General features: G+C 50.1%; 20 protein-coding genes. 13 read left to right on the top strand and 7 right to left on the bottom strand.

Annotated elements, in window-relative coordinates; all coding sequences use genetic code 11:
- Positions 1–393 precede the first annotated feature (393 nt).
- Both FUA23_RS22820 and FUA23_RS22815 read left to right on the top strand, forming a co-directional pair.
- Complete coding sequence (locus FUA23_RS22820; RefSeq protein ID WP_246144405.1) at positions 394–675, top strand: MDR/zinc-dependent alcohol dehydrogenase-like family protein; 282 nt, start codon at positions 394–396, stop codon at positions 673–675.
- Between the two features lie 178 nt (positions 676–853).
- Positions 854–1,015 (top strand): hypothetical protein, encoded by a 162-nt coding sequence (locus tag FUA23_RS22815; RefSeq protein ID WP_246144404.1) that lies wholly within the window; start codon positions 854–856, stop codon positions 1,013–1,015.
- Positions 1,016–1,107: 92 nt separating this feature from the next.
- Here FUA23_RS22815 and FUA23_RS20280 read toward each other — a convergent pair whose 3' ends face one another.
- Positions 1,108–2,673 (bottom strand): alanine/glycine:cation symporter family protein, encoded by a 1,566-nt coding sequence (locus FUA23_RS20280; RefSeq protein ID WP_147932608.1) that lies wholly within the window; start codon positions 2,671–2,673, stop codon positions 1,108–1,110.
- Positions 2,674–2,800: 127 nt separating this feature from the next.
- Between FUA23_RS20280 and FUA23_RS20275 the strand changes: the two genes are divergently transcribed.
- The 4 genes from FUA23_RS20275 to FUA23_RS20260 all read left to right on the top strand — a co-directional run bounded on the left by FUA23_RS20275 (position 2,801) and on the right by FUA23_RS20260 (position 8,203).
- A complete protein-coding gene (locus FUA23_RS20275; protein WP_147932607.1) occupies positions 2,801–3,379 on the top strand; it encodes an RNA polymerase sigma-70 factor in 579 nt (192 codons plus the stop codon).
- 201 nt (positions 3,380–3,580) lie between these two features.
- Positions 3,581–4,363, top strand: a complete 783-nt coding sequence (locus tag FUA23_RS20270; RefSeq protein ID WP_187271150.1) for a FecR family protein — start codon at positions 3,581–3,583, stop codon at positions 4,361–4,363.
- A 160-nt stretch (positions 4,364–4,523) separates the two neighbouring features.
- Entirely contained in the window at positions 4,524–7,202 is a 2,679-nt protein-coding gene (locus FUA23_RS20265) for a TonB-dependent receptor (RefSeq protein WP_147932605.1), read from the top strand.
- Between the two features lie 56 nt (positions 7,203–7,258).
- Positions 7,259–8,203, top strand: a complete 945-nt coding sequence (locus tag FUA23_RS20260) for a DUF4249 family protein (RefSeq protein ID WP_147932604.1) — start codon at positions 7,259–7,261, stop codon at positions 8,201–8,203.
- An 18-nt stretch (positions 8,204–8,221) separates the two neighbouring features.
- On the opposite strand, the gene FUA23_RS20255 is transcribed toward FUA23_RS20260, so the two are convergent.
- Complete coding sequence (locus FUA23_RS20255; protein ID WP_147932603.1) at positions 8,222–8,605, bottom strand: Rid family detoxifying hydrolase; 384 nt, start codon at positions 8,603–8,605, stop codon at positions 8,222–8,224.
- Positions 8,606–8,750: 145 nt separating this feature from the next.
- Here FUA23_RS20255 and lysM point away from each other — a divergent pair, with 145 nt between their 5' ends.
- On the top strand, positions 8,751–9,200 hold the full coding sequence (lysM, locus tag FUA23_RS20250) for a peptidoglycan-binding protein LysM (RefSeq protein WP_147932602.1): 450 nt from the start codon (positions 8,751–8,753) through the stop codon (positions 9,198–9,200).
- 150 nt (positions 9,201–9,350) lie between these two features.
- Here the strand turns inward: lysM and kdsA are convergent, their stop codons facing one another.
- The 4 genes from kdsA to FUA23_RS20230 all read right to left on the bottom strand — a co-directional run bounded on the left by kdsA (position 9,351) and on the right by FUA23_RS20230 (position 13,819).
- Positions 9,351–10,160, bottom strand: coding sequence for a 3-deoxy-8-phosphooctulonate synthase (gene kdsA / locus FUA23_RS20245; RefSeq protein ID WP_147932601.1), 810 nt, complete (start codon positions 10,158–10,160; stop codon positions 9,351–9,353).
- Between the two features lie 434 nt (positions 10,161–10,594).
- Positions 10,595–11,500 carry a thymidylate synthase gene (locus FUA23_RS20240; protein WP_147932600.1) on the bottom strand — a complete coding sequence of 302 codons (906 nt, stop codon included), beginning with the start codon at positions 11,498–11,500 and terminating at the stop codon, positions 10,595–10,597.
- Between the two features lie 148 nt (positions 11,501–11,648).
- Complete coding sequence (gene bshC, locus FUA23_RS20235) at positions 11,649–13,238, bottom strand: bacillithiol biosynthesis cysteine-adding enzyme BshC (protein WP_147932599.1); 1,590 nt, start codon at positions 13,236–13,238, stop codon at positions 11,649–11,651.
- Between the two features lie 173 nt (positions 13,239–13,411).
- Positions 13,412–13,819: a hypothetical protein gene (locus FUA23_RS20230; protein ID WP_147932598.1), complete on the bottom strand. Its 408-nt coding sequence runs from the start codon at positions 13,817–13,819 to the stop codon at positions 13,412–13,414.
- A 713-nt stretch (positions 13,820–14,532) separates the two neighbouring features.
- Between FUA23_RS20230 and glpK the strand changes: the two genes are divergently transcribed.
- The 5 genes from glpK to FUA23_RS20205 all read left to right on the top strand — a co-directional run bounded on the left by glpK (position 14,533) and on the right by FUA23_RS20205 (position 22,447).
- The gene (glpK, locus tag FUA23_RS20225; RefSeq protein WP_147932597.1) at positions 14,533–16,026 is read left to right on the top strand and encodes a glycerol kinase GlpK; all 1,494 of its coding nucleotides are present in this window, start codon (positions 14,533–14,535) and stop codon (positions 16,024–16,026) included.
- 291 nt (positions 16,027–16,317) lie between these two features.
- Entirely contained in the window at positions 16,318–16,917 is a 600-nt protein-coding gene (locus FUA23_RS20220; RefSeq protein ID WP_147932596.1) for a TetR/AcrR family transcriptional regulator, read from the top strand.
- A 60-nt stretch (positions 16,918–16,977) separates the two neighbouring features.
- A complete protein-coding gene (locus tag FUA23_RS20215) occupies positions 16,978–18,018 on the top strand; it encodes an efflux RND transporter periplasmic adaptor subunit (RefSeq protein ID WP_147932595.1) in 1,041 nt (346 codons plus the stop codon).
- Positions 18,019–18,020: 2 nt separating this feature from the next.
- Entirely contained in the window at positions 18,021–21,098 is a 3,078-nt protein-coding gene (locus FUA23_RS20210) for an efflux RND transporter permease subunit (protein ID WP_147932594.1), read from the top strand.
- A 5-nt stretch (positions 21,099–21,103) separates the two neighbouring features.
- A complete protein-coding gene (locus FUA23_RS20205) occupies positions 21,104–22,447 on the top strand; it encodes a TolC family protein (RefSeq protein ID WP_147932593.1) in 1,344 nt (447 codons plus the stop codon).
- 127 nt (positions 22,448–22,574) lie between these two features.
- Here the strand turns inward: FUA23_RS20205 and FUA23_RS20200 are convergent, their stop codons facing one another.
- The gene (locus tag FUA23_RS20200; RefSeq protein ID WP_147932592.1) at positions 22,575–23,384 is read right to left on the bottom strand and encodes a DUF1853 family protein; all 810 of its coding nucleotides are present in this window, start codon (positions 23,382–23,384) and stop codon (positions 22,575–22,577) included.
- Positions 23,385–23,424: 40 nt separating this feature from the next.
- Between FUA23_RS20200 and FUA23_RS20195 the strand changes: the two genes are divergently transcribed.
- On the top strand, positions 23,425–24,543 hold the full coding sequence (locus FUA23_RS20195; RefSeq protein WP_147932591.1) for a DEAD/DEAH box helicase: 1,119 nt from the start codon (positions 23,425–23,427) through the stop codon (positions 24,541–24,543).
- Positions 24,544–25,401 lie beyond the last annotated feature (858 nt).

The raw sequence follows: 25,401 nt of genomic DNA, 5'->3' as shown, positions 1-25,401 counted from the left end.
GTGTTCGAAGCGCATATTCGGAGGAGATAAATGATTCGCTGAACCTTTATTTTCATGCCCGAAGGTCAGGAGGAAAAAGCAGGAAGGGAGGTGAAAATGCGCGTCGGAAAACTTGTTTTTTGCATTGATAAAACTAAGCTACTATAATTTTTGGAAAGCTTTAGCGGCGGAAAGAAATTTATGAATAGCAAACGATTGTGTTTTTGGAAAGAACGATTTTACCCTGGTTTTTACCATTTTTTGCACCTGCGTCAGCGCCTGATTACGGTGCGGCGCGGACGCGGGAATGCAGTGCGGGTTTTTAAAAACCGGATATATCCGCAAACCGTAACTTAACCCCAAACCTGAGGATTGACCAACAGGTAGCAAGTACCAGCTAAGCGCCCTGTGGGGATGCCGGACCAAAGCACCTGGACCCTCCCCGGGTCCGAAATCTCCGAACTAAAGGAAGGGGAGGTGCTCATCCGTAATGAATGCATCAGCCTGGACCCCGCTATGCGCGGCAGGCTCAACGATGGCCGTAGCTACATCCCACACGTACAGATTGACAGAGCACTGGTGCCAATGCCCACCTGCAGCGGTACGCCGGGGATGACAGCCTGTTTCGGGATACTGGAAGTGGGTGAAATCAAAAAAGGAGACGTAGTGGTGGTGTCCGGTGCTGCCGGTAGGTAGGCAGCATCGTTGGCCGGATTGCTAAGATCAGGGATGCAAGGCCGTCGGCATTGCCGGAGGACCCGAAAAGTGAAAGTACGTTGTGGACGACCCGGCTTCGACGCCTGTATGGATTACAAAAAAAAACGAGGACATTCCGACGGGCCTTCAGGAACTCTACCCGAAGGGTATGGATTGTATGCCCAAATACCGTGAGGCCGCAGGAGAAATGGGTAAGTCGATGATGGAAGGTAAGTTGAAAAGCAGAGCGGACATCTGCGAAGGAATCGAGAATTTCTTCGAAACATTTCAGCGGCTGTTCTCCGGAGGAAAGAAAGGAAAGCTGGTGCTGAAAGTCTGAGCCATGCTGATCCCTTTACACCGTCAGAAATAAAACAGCCAGACAGTATCGATACTGTCTGGCTGTTTTTATTTAAAATAAAGAGACGATTATTAGTCTACTCTTTTGATTTCACCGCTCTTAACCCTGTTCATATAATCTTTGAGGGCACGACGGACATTGGGCATGAGGAAGTAGAGCCCCAGAACGTTGGGGAAACACATGGCAAAAATCATCGCATCGCCGAAATCGAAAACTGCCTGAGCAGAGATTCCTGAACCTATGACTACAAAAATGCAGAAGATCACCTTGTAGATATTCTCATTCGTTTTGCTTTCACCGAAGAGGTAAGTCCAACATTTGAGTCCGTAGTAAGACCAGCTGATCATGGTTGAGAGAGCAAAGAGAATCACTGCGATACCCAGTACAACGGGGAACCAGCTGATTACAGACTCGAAAGCTCTGCTGGTTACATCGATTTGGGAGATAGGGTTGGCGCTGCCGGAGATGAGACCTGCATTTGCCCATTCCGCACTACCACCGGCGGCGGCACCGTATCCTGTGATGACAATAACCAATGCGGTCATGGTACAGATGACAACAGTATCGATGAACGGCTCGAGGAGGGCCACAATGCCCTCACTGATAGGCTCGTCGGTTTTGGCTGCAGAGTGAGCGATAGAGGCAGAACCGACACCGGCTTCGTTACTGAAGGCAGCACGTTTAAAGCCCTGAATCAGAACACCGATCACGCCTCCGTAGAGCGCTTCGGGGTTGAAAGCACCGCTGAAGATTTGTCCGAAAGCATTCGGGATGTCGGTGAAGTGGTAGCCCAGCACGATGAGTGCGCCGACGATGTAGATGCCAACCATGAAGGGAACGATCTTCTCGGTCACTTTGGCGATACTCTTGATTCCACCAATGATGATGAGGCCGATGATTACCGCCATGATGACACCGAAGATCCAGCCGCGGCCGTACAGGAATGACTCGGTACCGCCGGTAACGGCTACGAGCTGGCTGGTTGCAGCGTTGATCTGAACCATGTTGCCTCCACCGAAGGACCCCCCGATACAGAAGATGGCGAACATCCCCGCCAGGATTTTACCAAACGCACCCCATCCTTTTTCTTTGAGGCCTTTGTCGAGGTAGTACATCGGGCCACCGGAGACACTACCGTCGCTGTTGACGTTACGGTACATAAGGCCCAGTGAGACTTCGACGAATTTTGAACTCATCCCCAGGAGGCCTGCGATGATCATCCAGAAGGTGGCTCCGGGGCCACCCAGGCTAACGGCCAGCGCTACACCTGCAATGTTGCCGACACCAACGGTGCCAGACAGGGCGGCGGTGAGGGCCTGGAAGTGAGAAACCTCACCGTCGTCATCAGGGTCGTCATACTTCCCGCGTACTACATCGAGGGCGTGTTTGAAGCCACGAATATTGATAAAGCCCATGTAAATTGTAAAAACAAGAGCACCTATTATTAACCAGGGTAAAACGAAGGGGATTTGGTTGCCACCGATAGATACTGGTACAAAGACTACAGCATTTACTGCGTCGGTAATTGGTTCGAAAAGGTTTTGCAGGAAGCCGTCAATCCCGCTGGGTTCGTTTTGAGCGAAAGCGAATAACGGGGCCAGGAGGCCCAAAAATAATAGTGAGTATTTTTTCAACATGAATTTGGAGGTTGTATTTTGTAGTGCGTGAAGGTAGCAAAACTTCCAGGGACGTGACGACGGTTTAATGGTGTACATCATCCATCTGTTACTAATTAATGCTGAAAACAGTACCTTGCCAGCCTCAATGAGCATATCTAAACACGAAACAGATCAGGAACTCTTCACGCGCCTGCGCCTCGGGGAGGCAGCGGCGTTGGATGAATTGTTTCGTAGGTATTATGCAGACCTCTGCCGAGTTGCTATGCGATTTGTGAACAATGAGCAGGAAGCAGAGGACATTATCCAGGAGTTGTTCGTCTCTATCTGGGAAAAACGGGCCAGTCAGCGGAAGGATTTGTCTGCTATTGGTTCTTATTTACGTCGGGCGGCCAGAAACAGGAGCCTGAATTACCTTCGGGACCGTAAGCGGATTCCTGTTGACGACGGTGAGGTGCCAACCACCATCGCTGCACTGGATAAAGCTGATGACCTGCTGGAACAAAGCGAGTTGCGTGGCCGAATCGATGCCGCCATCGATGCTTTACCGGAACGATGCCGACTCGTGTTTGTGATGAGTAAAATTGAGGAAATGAGCCATAAGGAGATAGCCGGTGCACTCGATATCTCGCCGAAAACGGTAGAGAATCAGATGACGAGAGCCTACCGTTTCCTTCGGGAGTGGCTTGTTATTTTATTGTTAATCATACTTCAAAATGACTGGTGAAACGAAACCGAGCGTCAGCTAACTGACCAAACCAACCCAAAAACAGTCTCTTTATAGGGGGAGCACTGTAGATTTGGTGTCACCAGAGTAAATCATGCATCCCTATAAGCGCCTTTAAGAATGAATTCATCCGATTTACATAAACATGAGAGAAATTTTCCTTCCTATAAGGAGGGGTTTTCTCCTGATGTTGAAGCAGGCTTGCTACGACTCAAGGGCCGCATCGAAGCCAAAGCTGTTCCGCAGCCGAGCGTTCGCCGGCTTTTTCGCCCGAGCGTTTTGTCGGCAGCTGCGGCTGTACTTTTACTGTTTACCGTTGGCACACTGTTACTCGTTGGAAACGGGAAAACCACTGTTGAAAACTTTACCGATGAACCATTCGCATATACGCTTCCTGACGGAACAGAAGTCCTTCTTCAGCAGGGTAGTGAACTAACATTCGGCGCAGACTATAATGAAACGGACAGACTAATCGCTCTGGAAGGTCAAGCTTATTTTGAAGTAGTGAAGGATGCCAGTCGTCCTTTTCTCGTGAATACGTCTGAGACTGAACTACGGGTCACGGGTACTGCTTTTAACCTCAGGATCAGTGATGAAGAGGAACTTGAGGTTGAAGTTTCCGAAGGTGAAGTCGAGTTGCACCAGCACGGAAAGGTGTACCCCGTTCCGGCAAACTACCGTGGGCTTGCTTTCCCTGGCAAGAGTTGTGTCGTGAAGGCCGCGAAGGACCTCAACCGGCACGCCTGGCGTACCGGCATACTACGCTTTGAAGGAGTTTCTCTGGCGGATGTGATAACCACGGTATCCAACAACTATGGTCTCAGCGTCAGCTATCCCCAAGGTTGTGATTTTCCGGTAAGTGGGACGTTCTCCAGCGAAAACCCCATTTCTGTGCTGCAAACGATTGCAGAGCTTGGCCAGTGTAGTCTCGAAGCAAGAGATGAGATTATGGGGGATTATGCGATCGTTGGCCTTTGTGAATAGAGAGCTGCGGCCTTACTTTAGCCGTGAAGAAGTTGGAAAGGTAAACCACTCCTTAACAACAGATATCCGGTTTACTTCGTTTGGTTGATTGACTTGAACCGGAGGCACCTATTGCCATTCAGCTCCCAGTCTATGTTCAGATCAAACTTTTATCAGGGAAATGGCTCGTGTTATCACCTTACTGTTATTGTTATTCCTGATAGGAGCTAACCTTCCTGGTCAGTCTGAACGGGTGAAGCGTTATGCGCTGCCCCGCAGAGTGATGCCTCTGGAGAAGGCACTGATAAAACTAACGGAGGCGGGAGCCCCGATCAGTTACCGTCCCGACCAATTACCCAAAATCGCGGTTAAGTCGCCCGGAGGGCGGCGGCAACTTTCAACCTGGCTTCAGTTTCTGTTGCGGGATACGGAGTTGACTTTTCGGCCCGGCCCGGCGGGGTTTCTAATCCTTCCTGACCCTCATCTATTTGAACGGAATTTCTCCATCCATGGTCTCATCTCCGATGCAACCAGTGGCGAGCGTCTGATCGGCGCAGCAGTTTACGACCCAGGATCGGAAAAAGGGGTGCTTTCCAATGAGTATGGTTTCTATTCTCTTGTGACCAAGGGCGGGAGAACCCGCATGAGGGTTTCTTATACAGGTTACGAGGCTTATGATTTTGAAGTCGTTCTTCGGTCAGATACCACGCTGGACATCCGTCTGGACCGGGCCGCTGATCTGCCACAGATCGAAGTGATCGCCAAAGGGGGAGAGCAAGAGGAGCTTTACCTTACTGAGAGTGGAATAAGCCTGAGTCATGATGCGGTGAACTTAATCAACGGTCTGGGGGGAGAAAAGGACATAGTTACCGTAGCCCGTCTTCTCCCCGGAATTACTTCTGGTGCAAACGGGGTCGGAGGGCTCATCATCAGAGGAAGTAACTCAGGACATAATCTGGTTTTGTTGGACGGGGTTCCCGTTTATAATCTGAACCATGCTGCGGGTTTATTCAGCATCTTCAACAGTGAGGCCATCCGGAGGGCAGACGTATACAAAGACGGGATGCCCGCCCGCTTCGGCGGGCGAATCGGAGGAATTCTCGACGTTCATACCAGGGACGGAAACCTCTACAATCACCAGGTCAGTGTAGGGACAAGTCTGTTCGCCTCTAACCTAACGGCAGAAGGACCAATCAGTAAAGGAAAAAGCTCCTACCTTATCTCAGGAAGGTACTTTTGGGGAGGAGACTTGCTGAAGAGTTTCAGCGAGGCCCGAAAACTCGATCAGAACCGGGTAGGCTACATCGATTATGATGTCTATGATTTGAATTTTAAACTCAATCAACAGGTAGGGGAAAAAGGGCGTTTGTACCTGAGTCTGTACCGGGGGGCTGACGGTTATGCAAATACCAGCGAGCAGAAGGATTCAGCAACAATTCTGACCCAAAGCGGTACGGTGTTCAAGTATACCGCCAACCAGAAGAGGCAGGAAGACGTGAACTGGAGTAACACCGTAGGGGCTTTGCGCTACAATTATGAGTTTAGTGACCGCTTTTTCGGCAATTTTCGCCTTTCCTACTCTGAGCTGTTGGTCCGAGCCAACTTCGAACGTTCAGACAGTTTGTACGAATCTGTCCGGGACGTATTGACCAGAGATATATCGAGCGGCAGGTTCGGGTCGGACATCCAGCAAATGGGGGCGGCTTTTGACGGTCAGTTCGAAGTAGATGGAAACACCAGTCTTCGGTTTGGAACGTCTGTCGACATTCATCGGTTTTTACCGCAGTTGCGCTCGGGGCAGGTTCCTTTGAATTCTCATCCCGAGCTGAGTGGTTTGAACGAGAGCGACAAGCTCCGGTCTCTCCAAATTTCAGGTTATGCAAGTTTAAAGGGCAGAGTAAAAGGCATCCATTATCGTCTCGGCCTGCGGGGCCAGATATGGCATAACGATAAAACTTTTCTGAACGTTTCACCACGTCTCTTGCTGGCCGGTCAGTTCAACGAACGCAATCGCTGGCGGGTCACTTACGACCGCATGGTGCAACCCATCCATCTGGTCAGCAGTACCGTAATCAGGTTGCCAACCGACCTTTGGGTTCCGGCAACCGGTAACCTGCCACCGTCTACTTCGCGCCAGGTAGCGTTTCAGGTAGACCGGCAGTTGAAGCCGGGGTGGTCGTTAGCGGTGGCGGCCTATTACCGCCAGCTTGAAGACTTGGTGGAATATTCTGGAGGAGGATCCAATAACAACTGGCTGGAGAACCTGAGTCGGGGAGATGGTTTTGCCAAAGGCCTTGAGTTAACGCTCCATGGTACCAGGGGACAGTTGGCCGGCTGGCTGAACTATACGCTGGCGGAAAGCCGGAGGCAATTCGACGAAGATGTTAACCTGGGCCGCTCTTTTCCTTTTGATTATGACCGCCGTCATAGTCTGAAACTGCTTCTGACCCTTGCACTTTCTAAGCGAACCGATCTTTCCGCTACCTGGAGATTCGAGACCGGGGGAGCTTACAGTTTCAGTAAGGAATCCATCATCCTTGCCAATCCAACCATTGACGATCCGGATTCACAAGCACAGGTTATAGCCCTGATCGACGAAAAAAACGGATTCAGGTTTCCTGCTTATCACCAGCTCGACGTCAACGCTCGTTTTCAATTGACGCGTGAGCCAGAACGCAGGGTGCAACACACCCTGAATCTTGGAATTTATAACCTTTACGCCCGTCATAACCCCATCTTTTATGATATTCGGTCTACTTATCTGAACAGAAATAACACGCTGCTGAAGAACCGTCAGTTTGTTCAGGTTTTCTTCGGAGGAATCCTCCCTACGTTGTCCTATAAAGCTAGTTTTAAGTGATGTAGATGAAATAAACGTTTGGACAATAACTTTGTAGACCTTATTTTTGGTAGATAATGAAGTTTCTCCAAGTAAATCGACCAAGCCAAATAGTTCTGGCCGTCACTTTTGTGATGATAGTATTTAGCGCCTGTGAAGAACCAGTTGAACTAGAGGGCCTTGCAGTGCAGGACCCTCGTCTTGTAGTATCAGCTAACCTGTTTCCGGGAGAACCGGTTAAGGTAAGGCTGACCTCTACACTACCAACCAATGGTGTTCTTGAGGTAACGGACATTACCGATGCAGAGGTAAGCATCCTGGAAGGAAACGAAGTTCTCGAAGTGCTTCAGTACCAGCCGGGAACGGAGGGGAACCTCGGACGCTACCACAGCCGTGAATTCAAACCACTGGTGGGGAGGACGTACACGCTTTACGCCAGCAAAAACGGTTACCTTCCTTTCGAAGACGATGACTCTATCCCCGAACCGGTTCCGATCTCTAACCTTTCTGTAACCGACCTAAATCAGTTTACAGTTGGCGATCTTACTATCTACGACTTTACCCTCAACATCAATTACGATGACCCTGAGTTCGAAGAAAACTACTACGATCTGAGAATCAGTCAATTGGTTACGACTTATTACATCAACTCAGTTGGTGATACCGCCACACTAACCGATAAGGCTAAAATGGTTCAGCCTCCGGGGACTACCTACGACGAGAACACCCAGGTGGGAGAGGCCAGCATCCTCGTCAGAGACCGCCCCGACCGGGACGGTATCCAGATCCGCTTGCAGAGCCGTATCAACCCGAATACCGAAATTCTGGGGCGTCTGTTCGCCGAGTTGCGCACCGTTTCTGAAAACTATTTTGATTTTCAGTTGAAGTACCAAATGGAAGGACAAGCCCTGCCGATTGGTGTTGGTGCGCCACAGGTGAATGTTCCTGACTATTCCCAACGTTCGCTGGGCGTCTTTTCCGGTTATAACCGGAGTATCGAATTTGTAGAACTTACCTACTGATCGCTCTGGCGATTTTTATCAGACTGCAGCGATGCAGCTTATCTCCACATTGACGTATTTGGGTAGGTTGGCAACCTCTACGAGTTCCCTTGCAGGAGCAGTTGCTTCGTCGAAATAAGAGGCGTATACAGTGTTGATCCGGCCGAAATTCTCCATGTCGCTTACAAACACGCTGCACTTCAGTACATTAGCGAAACTTGTGCCGGCCGCTTCAAGAATAGCACCCAGACTGTCGAGCACCCTGCGGGTTTCCGTCTCGATATCTTTAGTGAGCAGTTCGCCCGTTTCGGGGTCGAGGGCAATCTGTCCGCTTACGTACAGCACATCGTTATGGAGGATCGCCTGGTTGTAAGCTCCAACCGGAGCAGGCGCAGCAGGAGTATTGATAATCTTTCTTGACATGTTTTCTTAATTTGGGGCTAAGGTAAGTATCCCATGGGGTAAATTCACGGGATTGTTATGTGACCAGTGAACATCTGCAGCGTCATACAGGTAATTAAACGGAGAAGAAATAGTTCTTCTTCAAAATGATAAACAAAGACAAGATATGGGTTTGATTTCATTCCTGAAGGAAAAAGGCGCTAAGCTTTTTGGCAAGAAAGAGGTAGAAGTAACGAAAGAGGTTGCACTCACCAAGGTTCAAAAACTGGAAGCTGAAATCCAGCGCCTGGGACTTAACGTAAATGATTTGCGTCTGGAGCTCTGCGAGCAGGTCATCGTGAATGGTACCACCCCAACAACTGCCGACGCCGAGCGCGTAGCACTTGCGCTTGGTAACATCGATGGCATCGGTTCTGTCGACAATCAACTCCACGTGCTCAACCCGGCACCCGAAGCTGTATTCTACACGGTACAGGAAGGGGACAGCCTCTCTAAAATCTCTAAGGCGCAGTACGGTGACCCTATGCGCTACGAAGCTATCTTCGAGGCCAACAAGCCGATGCTCAGCCACCCGGACAAAATCTACCCAGGTCAGGTACTGCGTATCCCGCAGTAACGAACGGTATTGCTGCGGTCACATGATAGTGGCCGTACCAAAGAATAAAAGCCAGGCAGGTCCCTTAGGAATCTGCCTGGCTTTTTGTTTTCAGGCAAATCTGCTTCTCGTCAATCCGGCGGTGTGCAGACTGCTTCGCAGCAGAATAAACTACGATACAGCTTCACGAATGCGAAGCAATTGCGTAAGGATACCTTCCAGACGATCGAGTGGTAACATGTTGGCTGCGTCAGATTTGGCGACGGAAGGGTTAGGGTGGGTTTCCATAAATATACCATCAGCGCCAACGGCGATGGCGGCTTTTGCGATGGTCCCGATCAGCTCTGGTTTCCCTCCGGTTACTCCGCTGCTTTGGTTGGGTTGTTGCAGGCTGTGGGTACAATCCATCACGACGGGACTTCCGAGCGCCTGCATGGTGGGGATTCCTCGGTAGTCTACCACGAGGTCAGTATAACCAAAGGTGGTGCCACGTTCGGTGAGCCAGACCTGATCGTTGCCGCTGTCGATCACTTTTTGGCGGGCGTGACTCATGGCGGAGGCACTCAGAAACTGACCCTTTTTGATGTTGACGACTTTACCCGTATTGGCTGCCGCAACAACGAGGTCGGTTTGCCGGCAGAGGAAAGCGGGAATTTGCAGTACGTCGACGTAATTGGCGGCCATAGCCGCTTCGGGGACCGTATGAATATCCGTAGTCGTGGGCAGGTCGAACCGATCGCCGACTTTCGCGAGAATCTCCAGCGCTTTTTCGTCACCAATGCCGGTAAAACTGTCGATCCGGCTGCGGTTGGCTTTGCGGTAGCTTCCCTTAAAAATGTAAGGAATGCCGAGCTTGTCGGTGATTTCGGCAACGCGCTCAGCAATCTCCATCGCAACGTCCTCTCCTTCGATGGCGCAGGGGCCGGCAATCAGGAAAAAGGAGTTCTTATCGGTGTGCTTCAGTTTAGGTACTTGGATCATAACGCTTGTTTGGCTGCCGTCAGCCCTGTTTCCGGGCGCGGACGCGGGTGCATGGAATGGTTTAAGAAGCGAAGGTACGACGCGCTTGGTCGGTCGGGCTTATTTCAGCGGCAATCGCTTCTGGAGATTACTAGCCTGACAGTACTGTTCAGCAGCTTTCATGCTGCAGTTTTCGGGGCTTCAGCCTGGAAGATCGATGGAGAACGCTTTGATCGCATTGGCCCGATTGTTATGTTTCACGCTAAAGCAAAACGAACTGAAATCAGAAGACTGCGGAACAGTACATGAGTAGTGTAAGCGATTGGTCTGCCTGTTCAACTCATTCGGTGTACCATTCTACTCCGAGATGTACCAGCGAATCCTGCCAAACAGATAGAACAGGAGTAGAGCCCGGCCTCGTTCACCTCTCCCTGCACCTGCGCCCGCGCCGCGAACTATACCGCGATCGGTGCTTTGATGGCTGGCTGGGGTTTGTACCCGATCAGTTCGATATCATCGAACCCGATCTCAAAAATACCGGGGGCATCATCCGCAATACGGATAGTGGGGAGTTTGCCCGGCTTACGGGCAAGCTGCTCTTTGGCCTGCTCGATGTGGTTGCTGTAGAGATGTACGTCGCCGAAAGTATGCACGAAATCGCCTACTTCCAATTTGCATTCGCGGGCCACCAGGTGGGTGAGCAGCGCGTAGGAAGCAATGTTGAAGGGAACACCGAGGAAGGTGTCGGCAGAGCGCTGGTAAAGTTGGCAGCTCAGTTTTCCGTCGGCAACATAAAACTGGAACATGGTGTGGCAGGGTGGAAGGCCGGCCTTGGCCATTTCCGGAATGTCGCCCGGGTTCCAGGCCGTAACGATATGGCGGCGCGAATCCGGATTTGTTTTGATGGCCTCGATGACCTCCGCAAGTTGGTCTACTCCGTTGAAGTCGCGCCACTGTTTGCCGTAAACCGGGCCCAGGTTCCCCCATCTGGCAGCAAAATCTTCGTCTTCTTTGATCTTAGCAACAAATTTCTTCATGGCTTCCTTCCATTCTTTCGAGTGTTTGGGAAGCTTTTCCTGCAAAGAGTTGGCTTCGATGTAGTGCTGGTAGGGCCATTCGTTCCAGATGCGAACGCCGTTTTGGACCAGATAACGGATATTGGTATCTCCGCGTACGAACCACAATAATTCGTGGACAACACTCTTCCAGTGTACTTTTTTGGTGGTTAACAGGGGAAAACCATCGTTGAGGTCAAAGCGCATCTGATAGCCGAAAACGGAGCGGGTTCCGGTTCCGGTCCGGTCTTTTTTGATATTACCGTTTTCGAGAATGTGTTGTAAGAGCTGGTGGTAAGTTTTCATCAGGGATTCTGTTCTTTTGGGGCGCTGGCAAGGTACAAAAATTACGATGCAGGGCAAGAGCGATGAGCTTTCCCTGATGGTGGCCAATGGATGGATAACTACGAAGCATTAGCTCCTGAATGCCGTCAGAAACCTAGTTTGCACTGTACTAGGCCTTTACAACTACCATGCCGGGCGTAAGAGGATCGAGGGCCTCCAGAAGGACGGGGAACATTTCTTCGCCGGACTCGAGGTATACATTCAGAAAATTGTCTTTGCGTTCCTGCAGGCTGTTGCCGGGGAAGAGGGTAGCGCGTAGCTCCCGGATCGTGGTCATCTCCCGGTCGAATTTCGTCTTCTCGACCCGGCGGAGCCGGCTTTCGAATTGCTCGACGATTTTACGCTGGCGGGTCCCTTCGGCGAGGGCGGCGGCTTCGAGGGTGGGGTCGATCGCTTTGGCCTTCAGAGACATCGTTTCGAAGAGACCTTTTAACTGAGCGAGTTCGTCGGCAAGCGACAGTTCGTTTTTGGTGTGTTTGGCTACGAAGTCACGGATGATGAGATCATCGTGGCGAAGAAGGTCTCTGACGCTCAGGCCGAGTTTATCCATCTTTTTACCGCTTTTGGCGTCTACCCAAACGACAGAGTTACGGCGGATCAGCATCGGAAAGTTGAGGCCGAAGGCGCTGAATTGCTCCTTGCGTTCCAGCCAGTAGGCGAGCTCGCCGCCGCCGCCGATATAGGCGAGGTTCGGGAAGATGAGCTCCTGAAACAGCGGCCTCATGACCACGTTGGGGCTGAAGCGCTCGGGGTAACTGGCCAGTTCCTCCCGGAACTCGGCTTCGGAGAAAACCTTATCGGTATCGAGAACGCCGTAAACACCACCCTGGAACACGATGCGGTCGCGGCGGCCGGGGCTGAGATAAAAAAGGTTGATCTCGCGGGCGTGCGCCTGACCGGAATAGCCGGCAGCGGTGAGTTCTGACTGCGCTTTTTCGATCAGCGGCTGACTCAGCTGTTCGAAAATTTCGCGCTCCATCATCGGGCGAAAGGCTTCCTTAAACGCCTTGCGGCTGGGGTTGGCGACCACCAGCTCGGTGTCCTTAAAAAGGTCATGGACAAAAGCGACCGTTGCCTCGCCGTAAGTCTTGTGTTTGGTGTAAGCCCGCTGAATGCGGTCGTGAATCCCGAAAGGGGTGAATTCACCACCGAGGAGTTCTTTGAGGGCGCTCAACGCGGGTGCAAGGGAGGTTGTAGAGAGCATTGCGACCGAGCCGCCTACTTCCTGTTCCCACCGGATCATTTCACCTTTGATCCGCGCGTGGTTGATTTCATCGAAATCGTGGTCTTCGCCACCCATGATGAACAGAGGGACGATGTGCTTATCCGGATACCGCTCGTTGAGCTGGCGGCTCAGGTTAATCGTTGAGCAGATCTTATAGATGAAGTACAAAGGCCCGGTAAACAAACTAGGCTGATGAGCCGTGATGACGGTGAAGGTATTCTCGTCCAACAGGCTTTGCACCTGCGTGCGCGCCGCATCGGCATTCTTGAAGCTTTCGTACTGTGCCAGCAGTTCGTCGACCAGTAGTTTCCGGTCCGTGTTGTCTTTTGCCTTGTCTGCCATTACATCCTCGAATGCTTCGAGGCTAACCGGGTACTTGAAAAAAGGCTTCAGGTTTTCAGCTCCGGTAGCGTAAGCTACATCACGCTGAGAAAACTGGGGGACATCCGGAAAAGGAATACGGTCGATATGCATGGTGAGGGTGTGTCTGCGGGGGAAACCGCTTGCCCCAACGGATAGTTTAGACCAATCGTGCCAGACGACGACAATTAGCGAAAACGAGTAACGCCGCTCCTGCAAACGTTAGCCTCTGACAAGGCACGGTTTGCTGGAGCGGCGAAACGGTTTTAAGCAGCTTTTAGAAGTACTTAGTCTCTCGTTGCTTCGATCGTGCAGGTGGATGACTCCGTTCCGGCAGAGTATATCTCGGTGAGGGTGATGTTGTTTCCGTCGGTTTCACCCGTAGATGTAAGGGTAATACCCTGCTCGCTGGCGGTCAGCGAGAATTCACAATTTGTGAATGGCAGCGGATCGTAAGTAGTGGTAATACCCGGCTGTTCGTAGGAGACGATGATGTTGTCGGCACCACTGGCAGTGATGGTAACGGTAACGTCTTCAGTGTCGGTGTCACCGTCTTCCACGCAAGTGATAGTGCCGGAGTATGTTCCGACCCAGTCAGACTGGGAACAGACTGCTGCCATTTGGTCGTCGTCGTCACCACAAGCGGTGATGGAGAGGATGGCGAAGAGGAAAAGGGAAAGTTTCAGAACTTTCATATCGAGTTGATTAAAGGGTTAAAAAAGGAATAATGAACTTTGTTAGGCCTACTGACGGAGTAGGTAATCGCCGGTGGACAAAGCCCGGTTTTTCTATTGAATTGTTTCCTGGTGAGGTAGCGCAGGCTTTCGTAGTGCCCGCATGAGTACCGTGGAGAAGAGGATTTTTTTCGGGCGGTAAGCCCGGCTATACTCAATTGGCTTTTGCTGCCCGACGCGAAAGACGAGACAGGCAGAGTATGACTTGAGGAGAGAAAGGGAGATGCTTGCGGGAAGGGGGATTTCCGGGAGCTAATCTGACCAGTGACTTGATGATGTTAGTCCCGCTGGAACCGTTCCTTTTGTGCCTGACGGCAGCAGAACACGTACTTCGGACGTGAAGGAGTGAGGTGTGTCGAATTCATTTGGTGTTGTGTTAATAGGATAAGTATTCTGACGTAAATGTAATTGAAACTGATGACTCTGTCTGAGAAATTGTATTTTTTTGCGTCAGTGTAGTGTTTTGGGGGGCAGGGCGACCAAAAGCAGTTGTATGAGGATTCGTGTAAAGAAGGCTTTATGACCGCCCGGTCGAACTGATTGATGGACGGGCTGTTTTGAGTCAGGTACTCTGTTTTTTGCGACCGCTGGAAATCAGGACAAGGAATCCGGGAGATTTGACTAAACTTGCCGGAGCTAAGCGACCGATTATATAACTTCTTACTTAAAGTTTCATGCCCGATTACATTCTATCCCTGGATCAGGGAACGACCTCCTGCAGAGCCATCGTTTTTAACCACGATGGTGACGTTGTCGCTACGGCTCAAAAGGAATTTACCCAGATTTTCCCCAAAAGCGCCTGGGTGGAACACGACGCCGACGAAATCTGGAGTACCCAGTTTGCCGTTACCCAGGAAGTACTCGTGAAGGCGAAAATAACGGCAAAGGATGTAGCAGGCATTGGCATAACAAACCAGCGGGAAACAACCCTGGTATGGGACCGTGCGACGGGTAATCCTATTCACAACGCCATTGTATGGCAAGACCGTCGTACGGCAGGCTTTTGCGATAAGCTGAAGGCCCGCGGGCTGGAAGAGTACGTCAAAGAAACTACGGGGTTGGTTATTGATGCTTACTTCTCCGGTACCAAAATTAACTGGATACTTGAGAATGTAGAAGGCGCCCGCACACGTGCGGAAGCCGGAGAGCTGGCTTTCGGAACGATGGACAGCTGGCTGGTTTATAAACTGACTGGTGGCGAAGTACACGTAACCGACGTAACCAACGCCGGCCGCACAATGCTCTTTGATATCAAAAACCGGAAATGGGACGAAAAGTTGCTGAAAGAACTCGGCGTACCCGCGAGTATGCTGCCCGAGGTGAAAAGCTCCAGCGAGGTTTACGGTAAAACTGCTGAAGACCTGTTCTCTGCCCGCATCCCGATTGCAGGTATGGCGGGAGATCAGCACTGCGCACTGTTCGGTCAGGCTTGCTTTGAGGTCGGTCAGGCTAAGAACACCTACGGAACGGGCTGCTTTATGTTGATGAACACCGGCACCGAGGCCGTTGCCTCGGAAAACGGTCTGTTGACGACCGTCGCCTGGGAGGTGGATGGTGTAATGGAATACGCGCTGGAAGGCTCCGTCTTCATCGCCGGTGCGGCGATCCAGTGGCTCCGCGACGGATTGAAGATCATCGATGAGGCCCCGGACTCTGAATTTTATGCCCGAAAAGTAAAAGACTCCGACGGAGTGTACGTAGTGCCGGCCTTTGCCGGTCTCGGCGCACCGTACTGGGACATGTACGCCCGCGGGGCCATCTTCGGCCTTACCCGGGGAACGGAGAAAGCGCACATCGTACGGGCTACACTGCAGTCGCTGGCCTACCAGGTCCGGGATGTCCTCGACGCGATGCAGAAAGACTCAGGGAAAGACCTGAAAACCCTCCGCGTAGACGGAGGGGCAAGCAACAATGATTTCCTGATGCAGTTCCAGGCGGATATCCTTGACACCAGCGTAGAGCGGCCGCAGGTAGTGGAAACGACCGCCCTGGGTGCGGCGATGTTCGCCGGCCTTGCCGTCGGCTTCTGGACCAAAGAGGACCTGCAAAACACCTGGCAGCTCGACGAGCGGTTTGAGCCGCAAATGGAAGAAGTCCGTCGTAGTAAACTCTACAAAGGCTGGCAGAAGGCCGTGCAGCGGAGTATGGGCTGGGAAGAGGGGGAGTAACGAAGCTTCGGCACTTTGATTTTATTATTTGTGGGGATTAAGTAGCAGGGTTGTCCCCGTCAATCACGCAGTATCCGACACTGGTTTTTGCTTGCTGTAGAAGTCGTATGTCTGCTGATAATGAATTGCTTACGACGATGCGTCGGGGGAAGTATTGTGTCGCTTGTGTTCCAGATCACGTCTGTTGTAAAGAATTGCAAAAACCGACCAAAAAACTTTTTTGGTCGAAAAGTTTGCATCGGTGAAACCCGTACGCCTACCTTTGCGGCTCCATAGTTGAAATCAGTTCCTATGAAAAACGAAGAAGAAGTAAAGAAGGAGATATTAGCAGCTGCTAAGCGATTGATCCAGCAACATGGAATCGACAAGACAACTATGAGAGACGTTGCGCGAGCGGCCTCTAAAGGGAAAAGTACGTTGTACTACTACTTCAAGAACAAAGAGGAAATCATAGATGCCGTCATCAGGGAGGAACATGATGAGCTTTACTTAAAAGTGAAAAGAGCGGTTGATAAGAAGAAGACGATGGAGGAGAAGTTGAAAGCTTACCTCATTACTAAAACCTCCATACTCAAGCAAAAGCGGAAACAGTACGAATTTCTTATTGACAATGAATCCCATCACTTCAATATAAAGAACTTTTTCCTGCTAAGCATCGAAGTCAACGGTGGAAGAGAATTGGTTTTCATACGATCAATTCTGATGGACGGGGCTAAAAATGAGGGCTATGAATTTCCTGTTTCCGAAATGCTTGGAATGGATGTCATTGCTGAATCATTTCTGACCTACTCGAGAGGAGTAGAGATCGAAGTGAGCATAAATATGGGCCTTGATCTGATAGAAGAAAAGGCTGAAATGATGATAAGTATTCTTTTAAAGGGCTTGAAATAGGTCCTTTTTTTTACCTGAAATTGGACCAAAATCCGTTTTTGGTCCAAAGTTCTAAATCGAATGAAAATGTATAAAGTAAATGTATTGTTGTTCTTGTCAATGGTGCTTGCCGGATGCAACGGGCATGAAGAAGAGAGTGCTCTGCTTGAGGCTGCGCCAAGGGTGATCAATGTAGAGACTACGGTAGTGAAGTCCTTTAGCGGGCAAACTGAACTCTCGTATTCAGGTTTGGTCGAGGCCAGGGAGACGACTCCCCTGAGTTTTAAGACTCCGGGAAACGTAACCCAGATTCTGGTAGACGAAGGGGAGTTTGTGAAGAAGGGCAAATTGCTGGCTACCCTCGACGACACAAATTCAAGGAGCAATTACGAGATAGCGCTCCAGAGCAAACAGCAGGCCCAGGATGCGTACGACCGGATGAAACCAATGAAAGAGAACGGTACGCTGCCCGAGATACAATGGGTGGAAGTTGAAACCGGATTGAACCAGGCCATCATAGTTGCTGACATGGCCGAAAGAGGCATAGATGACAATAAGCTGTACGCACCTAAGTCTGGAGTAATAGGTAATAAAAATATTCTTCCCGGAGTGAATGTGATGCCGTCGGCAACGGCTTTTGATTTACTGGATATCAATAGTGTCTACGTAAATATTCCTGTGCCAGAGCGTGAAGTAGGCCAGTTGAAGAGGGGGCAGTCGGCTGAGGTGAAAATAGCAGCGACGTCTCAGTCTTTAGTGGGAAAGATAGACCGTATAGGGGTTGAAGCCAACGTAATATCTCATACCTACCCGGTGAAAATACTGCTCGGCAACGAGGGCTGGAACATTAAACCGGGCATGGTTTGCAACGTGGTCTTGAAGACAGACAAAGAATACGATGGAGTGATGCTTTCCAGCAAAGCCCTGCAGCGTGATGTAAACGGAGACCAGTATGTCTACCTGGTTGAGGATGATGTTGTGAAAACCAAGCCGGTTCGCGTGACAACGCTTGCTAAAAACGATGCTGTAATCCAGGGCCTTGAGGAGGGGGACGTGGTTGTGCTCAGCGGGCACGAGAAGTTGAGAAATGGTGCCAAAGTAAACGTAGTTAAGAAGAAATAAAGATGAGCAACAACAAAGGATTTAACATCGTAGAGTTGGCTATGAAGCATAAGCAGATAGCCATCGTCATTACTGCCGCACTCTTTGCTTTTGGGATATTTGCTCTGATGGTTATGCCGAGGAATGAGTTTCCGGAGTTTACCATCAGGCAAGGTTTAGTTGTTGGTGTATACCCGGGCGCTACTTCTGAAGAAGTAGAAGAGCAGCTGACTAAAAAGGTTGAGGAGTTTCTTTTTGGCTTCAAAGAAGTCAACAGGGAGAAGACCTATTCCATCTCGAAGGAGGGCACCTTGATTATATTCGTGGAGGTCAATAACAACGTGGAGGATCCCGATGCTTTTTGGGATAAAATAAAGTTCGGATTAGACCAGCTGAAGTCTCAGTTGCCCTCTCAGGTATTGGCACTCATTGCCAATAATGATTTTGGCGATACTTCTGCTTTGCTGTTAACGATAGAGTCGAAAGAGAAGAACAAAAAGCAACTTGAAAAGCAGTTAGCATTTATAGAGGCAGAGTTGCGTAAGGTGACTACCGTATCAAAGGTGAAGCACTTCGGGCTTCAGAATGAGCAAATCACCATAAATTTCGACAAGGATAAGCTGGCCCTTTACGGGGTAAACCTGACCTCGGTTCTGGCTGCGTTGCAACTCGAAGGTTCAATTTATTACGCCGGTGAGATCGATAATAGTGAGTTGATTGCTCCTATACACGTTCCTACGAGTTTCAGGTCGGAGCTTGAAATTAAGAACCAGATCATTTATGCTGATCCGTTGGGGAACATAATCAGAGTGAAAAATGTCGCGGAGGTGCGCAGGGAATTTGAAGAACCATCTTCTTATATTCTGAACAATGGCTCGCCGGCGATGCTCGTATCGTTGGAGATGCAGGGAGGCAACAATATTGTACAGTTTGGAGAAGATGTAGAAGTTGCCCTGGAAAAGATTCGAAAGAAGATACCGTCAGATGTGGTGATCAACAAGATTGCCAATATGCCAGAAGCGGTGGATCATTCTATTCAGCACTTCCTGAAAGAGTTTTTCATCGCCATTGGAGCCGTTATCTTAGTAACCTTGCTTTTCCTCCCGTTCCGGGTGTCTGCCGTCGCAGGAGTAACTATACCACTGTCGATCTTTATCACCATCGGTATTTTGTACGTACTCGGTATTGAGCTGCACACCGTATCACTTGCCGGACTGATTGTGGTGTTGGGTATGGTGGTAGACAATGCTATTGTCGTTATTGACAACTACGTAGAAAAGCTGGATGAAGGTATAGACCGGTGGAATGCCGCAATACAAAGTACGACAGAACTGTTTGTCCCTGTTTTTGCCGCAACGCTATGCATTATTGCTACCTACTTACCTATGCCGTTCTTTCTGTCTGGTCAGACGGGGGATTTTGTAGGCTCCTTGCCGGTAACAATCAGTATTGCGCTTATTGTATCGCTGCTGATAGCTACGTTGTTGGTACCGTTTATGTGCTATTTTTTCATCAAAGAAGGAGTGCATAAAGGAGAGGAGGAAGCTAATAAGTTCTCGCTGCTCAATCTGCTGCAAGCCGGGTACAATAAAACATTGGATTGGGCTTTCAAGGTGCCTGCACTAACTATCCTTTTGGGGATAGGTTCCATTGTGCTGGGAGCAATGATTATGAGCATCGTGCCAAGGCAGCTTTACCCCAAAGTAGAGCGGAATCAGTTTGCGATAGAAATCTACTTGCAGGAAGGTGCAACCCTTGAGCAAACAGCGTTTGTAGCAGACAGCCTTCAGGCAATGCTCTCGAAAGATGCCAGAGTAGAGAACGTGGCGTCTTTTATCGGAGAAAGCTCTCCGCGATTCCATACTACCTATGCGCCTAAGTTCCCGGGCAAAAACTACGGTCAGTTATTGGTCAACACCCATACCGATGATCAGGCTGTTGAGATTTTGGCAGAGTATGAAGCAACTTACCGGGATGCTTTCCCCAATGCATACGTCAGGATGAAACAACTGGATATGCAGTCTACTGAGGCTCCCATAGAACTCCGGATATCAGGTGATGATCTGCAATCTCTGAAGTCAGTGGCTGAAAGGGTGAAGCAAACGATGCAGGATAATCCTAGTGTAATCTGGGCCAGAACTGACTATACAAATCCTCGGCAGGGAGTCAGGGTAAACGTAAACGATGAGCAGGCGAACAGGCTGGGCTTAACCAGAGGTACCATCGCGGCCTCAATTGGCGCGGGCTTTTCGGGGGTACCCGTAGGTACGGTTTGGGAGGGGAACTATCCTGTGCCCGTAAAGGTGATCAACCCAGCGCAGGAGAGGGACGACTACGATGATATCAGTAACCAAACGGTGAGTTCTCCGCTTGCGGCAACCCCCGTTTCTTTACGTCAGGTAGCTACACTCGAGAATGATTGGAGTGAAGGCCAGATTATAAGACGGAATGGAATCAGAACCATTACTGTCCGGGCCGATGTAGAAAGAGGAGCGCTGGCTTATAAAGTGCTGGCCGACCTGAAGCCGCTGATCAATGACATCAAGGAGGAGTCCGGTACTGAATTAACTTTCGCGTACGGCGGAGAAGAGGAAGGTGAAATTGAGAACTACGTCCCGATCGGTAAAGCACTGGGTGTGGGAATTGTCATCATCTTTTTTGTCCTCCTGTTTGAGTTCAAGAAGATCAAACACACGCTGTTAATCATGACCACCATGCCGCTAAGCATTCTGGGAGCAGCGCTGGGGATTCTCCTGACGGGCTATGCATTCGGGATGACTGCTTCTTTAGGAGTGATGAGTCTGATGGGAATCGTCGTCCGGAATGGAATAATATTAGTGGATTATGCCGAAGAACTAAGGCATAAGAAAGGCATGAAGGTAATTGATGCTGCGATGGCCGCCGGGAAGCGGAGAATGCGACCCATTTTCCTGACTTCATTTGCTGCTGCCATGGGCGTGGTACCTATGATTGTCAGTGGTTCAACATTGTGGGGTCCACTGGGGGCTGTTGTTTGCTTCGGGCTGCTGGTTTCGATGGTATTGACGATTTATATCCTACCCGTTTTGTACAGCCAGTTTTTCAAAAATGCGACAATTTAATATTAATGAAAAATATAGTAGTAACACTTCTCATTCTGGTAAGCTTTTCTGTCTCTGGCCAGAACGATATTAGTTTAGAGGATGCCCGGAAAGCTGCAGCTGAGACTAACGTTAAGCTGTTGAACAGTAAGCTGGAAACCAAGTCTGCTATGGAAGTAGCGGCCTCGACCAAAGCCAATTTTTACCCTAATGTTAGTTTTGACGTGACGTTGATGCATGCTGTTAATCCTTTGATGGAAATCAGCAGTCCGGGAGGAAACCTTCCCGTGTATGACGGTGATCCTGCGAATTTGGGGTCTGCGTCAGAGTTTGCTTACATCCCTGCTTCAACGAGCGGGTTGTTGCAGAAGTTAGGTGCAGTTTCGCTATCCGTTACTCAGCCGGTTTATGCCGGCGGTAAAATAAGAATGGGGGAGGAGTTGTCTCATATGGGCGTAGATGTGCGTAAGAAACAGGAAATGCTCTTTGAGAATGAAGTTTTACTGGAAACCACCCGGCAATACTGGCAAATAGTTTCTCTTCAGGAGAAGGAGAAAACCATAGAGAGGTATGAAGACCTGCTCAACCAGTTGAGTATCCAGGTGAATGATGCCTATAAAGCAGGGCTGATCATCCGGAACGATATCTATAAATTAGAGTTGGAACAAAACGAGTTGGAACTCAATAAGAGCAAGCTGGCAAACGGTAAACACCTCGCGTTACTGCAGTTCGCGAAAACAACGGGTATACCTTTTGACAGCTCAATGTTTCTGGTTGAAAGCGTGGATGGTTACGAGTCGCCCGAACACTATAAACTGGTTGGCGGTGAAGACTACCTGAACCAGCTGTTTGAGGTGCAGCTTTTGGAGAAATCCATTCAGGCGCAGGAACTCCAGACCAAGTTGAAAGAGGCTGACTATTTACCGACCGTAGCGGTTGGACTGAACGCGTTTTATTTGAGCCAGTTCGAGGAAAATACGGGTGGATTGAATGTCTTCGGCTTTTTATCGGCAAGTGTACCAATCTCTTCCCATTGGTCGGGTAAGCACGATGTGCGGGAGATGGTCATTAAGGAAAAAATCGCTCAGAATAACCTGGAGGATGCCAAGAAGTTACTGAAGCTCAGGTCTGAAAAATCATGGTTCGACCTGGTGGAAGCACACAAGCAAATCGAGATCATTGAAGAACGGATCATTGCAGCCAACGAAAACCTGAAGGTAAATCAATCCAGCTACGAGAGCAGCCTGGTCAACCTTTCTGATTTATTGGAAGCGAAAGCTCTGCAAGCACAGGCTTTGGATGACCTGATAGAAGCGAAGACCAAGTACAACGTTGCTGTTGCTGCTTACTTGCAGTACACGGGTAAGTAAGCTGCAATTCGCCGGGTGGATGAGCAGGGCACTCAAGGAGAATACAGAATGCCCGAAAACCCTGTTTTGCACCTGCGACCGCGCCCCAATTACCAAACACTACTCTTCAGGAAAGTGCTGGGGAGCATCACCAAAAGACGATAAAGCATTTAGAGAGTGTTCCGTCGTTTGCCTTCATCCAAGCCATAGGTGATCGTTCGTTCTGGATCAACTCTCCGATTGTTTTTAAAGCAGTTGCGTGAGTGATCCAGGCGACATCATCATGGGGCGTAACCAGCCAGTCTAATTTGTCGGGAAGGTGAAATTCAAACTCGCGGAAGAAGCTCATTTCGCGGTAGGGGAAATAGTAACCGGCTACACAGTCTCTGTTCAGCGGACCAACGTCAACGTCCTGCTGATGGTAGGGTAGGAACAATTGGCCTTTAAAGCAGTGCCGCTGTACAATGCTGGCTGGTTCTAAATCTAAGCCGTCCAGATAAGGTCGGGTCAGAGGATTGTGCAGCAATGGGAACTGCCGGTCATGGAGTTTTCTCAGCTTATAAAACAGGTTGTCTTTGCGGTTCGGGCCAATCCACCGTGCTAACGGCTCCGCGTGGTCTTCGACGGAGTCGAGCAGGTAGAACTTATAGGCTACCTCCAGGTGTACGGGGATCTGACCGTCGCGGTACAAAGCGTCGATCTCCCCAATCGTCCGTTTCTCTTTCTGAATTTGGAGGTTGTCTTCAATCCACCCGATACCCGCCTGGCTTTTAAGCTGATGGAAGATGAACTCTTCAACCACCTTGCCGAGCCTGTGATTTTTGAAAACGACAGCATCATCGACGGGCGAAGGGAAACGCGATAGATTGATCTGATCAAAAGGAGATACACCACTATCTTCCCACAAGGGCGGTGTCGAAATACAAGCCTGATAACGTAATTGTGTCCGTAAGTCCATTGATTGCCGAAAGTACAAATTACCTTCGTACCAAAAGAACATGACAACATTCGCGGATCTGGGGGTGAGTAAGGCTTACGTAAAAGCCCTGAAAGAGCTTAAAATTGTAAACCCGACCAAAATTCAGGAAGCTGTCATCCCGACCCTCCTGCAGACAAAGACGGATTTGATCGGTCTGGCACAGACCGGAACCGGAAAAACCGCAGCCTTCGGCCTGCCGCTGCTCAACTCGATCAATCCCGACAAACCAGAAGTACAAGGGTTGGTTATCGCGCCAACACGCGAGCTGGTACAACAGATAAAGAAGCAACTTTTCAAGTTTACCAAGTACCTCGATAAGATGATCTTCGCGGAAGGTGTGTATGGCGGAGAGAGAATCACCCGGCAAATCAAAGCCCTGCAGCGGCCGACGCACATTATCGTGGCTACTCCGGGCCGTTTGCTGGACCTGATCGAGCGCAAAGCGGTGGACATCTCCGGCGTTAAAACTCTGGTGCTGGACGAAGCGGACGAGATGCTGAGTATGGGTTTCAAGGATGATCTGAATAAAATCCTGAGTTACAATAAGTCGAAGCGAAATACCTGGCTGTTTTCGGCCACTATGCCCGAAGGAATCAAACGAATGATCCGGGACTATATGTCTGCTAAGGCTATCAGGGTCGAAGTCAACAGGAATTCACTGGTGAATGCGAATATTTCGCATCATTTCATCAATACTAAGATCAAGGATAAGGTCAATACGATCGCGAAGATTATCAGCAGAAGAAAAGGAGAACGCGGCATCGTGTTTTGCCGGACCAAAGCGGGAACGCAAAAGCTGGCCAAGGAACTGCAGGATAAAGGTATCGCCGCGGGTGCTTTGGAAGGCGACATGCAACAGAAGGAACGAGATAAGGTGATGCGCGCCTTCCGGAACGAAAGCCTCCAGATCCTGGTGTCCACGGATGTATCCGCGCGGGGTATTGACGTCAATAACCTCGCTTTCGTGCTGCACCATCAGTTGCCCGACCATATGGAGTACTACACTCATAGAAGCGGCCGCACAGCGCGCGGTGGTAAAACCGGACAGTCAATCGCTCTGATCATCCCGGGAGAAATGCAGAAAGTCATGGCTGTCCAAAACGCATTGGGGATAAAATTCAAGGAGATGACGGTGTAGATATTCAGCCCGGATTACCGGGCTGAGAGTACATGGCCGAAGCCATGGCCGAAGTCGCTTCGCAATGAAAATAGTCGAACGTGTCGGTGGAGGAGTTTCACTCCGATTAAACTTCACGTACCAATTACGCGACCCGAGGTCGCTCATCCCCGCTATTCACCAGAGGTGAAGGCGGCCGGACCAAGGTTTTCCCTGGGTGCTACAAACTCCGTAATTGGAAGCAAAGCACAGAGCTGCGACGTTCGGGCTTCGGCCTTGGCACCGGCAGTGGAATGCATTTTTTGGAACCGTTAAAAAATGGAAACTGTCTGAGCGTTATCAAGGCATAGGACGCAGCTACCCAGATTTCAACGAACCGATGGGTTTAGAAGCAACCCAACCAACGCCGCCGCGAGTTTTTCCATTTTAGGCTTCAAGAACTGGATTCCACGATCAGCCGGTGGCACAGCCTTGATTTTTTTGGTTCGTTTTTTATCAAGAAAAAATGAACGGGTAAAACGGGAAGAAGCGCAGTCCTGGGGCACCGGTAGATAAGTTCTACTCCGATTGAGTCCGCGCTACATCCCGTCTAACCTTGCCTGCCGGCGGCCTTCTTTCGCTGCGCGGCTTCTGCGAGGTGACGGGGCAAAGAAGCAAACCCCTCAGGCTGTGTCCCCGGCTGCTCACTAATCCGGTCACTGCTGGCCTAAAAAGCAAAAACTCGCCTCAAACTGATCCTTCGAAGTCTGGAACTGTCGGGAGTCGAAGCCCTTCGGAAATGCAGCAACTCTGTGTTGGCTCATACAACTTGCTTTTCTTAACGGCCACCAGCAACCGCATTAGTGGCCGGGGCCAAGGCCGAAGTAGCTGCGCAATGAA

It is taken from the genome of Neolewinella aurantiaca, assembly GCF_008014675.1.
In the GTDB taxonomy this organism is placed as follows: domain Bacteria; phylum Bacteroidota; class Bacteroidia; order Chitinophagales; family Saprospiraceae; genus Neolewinella; species Neolewinella aurantiaca.
Note: the sequence above shows the minus strand (reverse complement) of the source record. Positions and strands in the feature narration are given on the sequence as shown.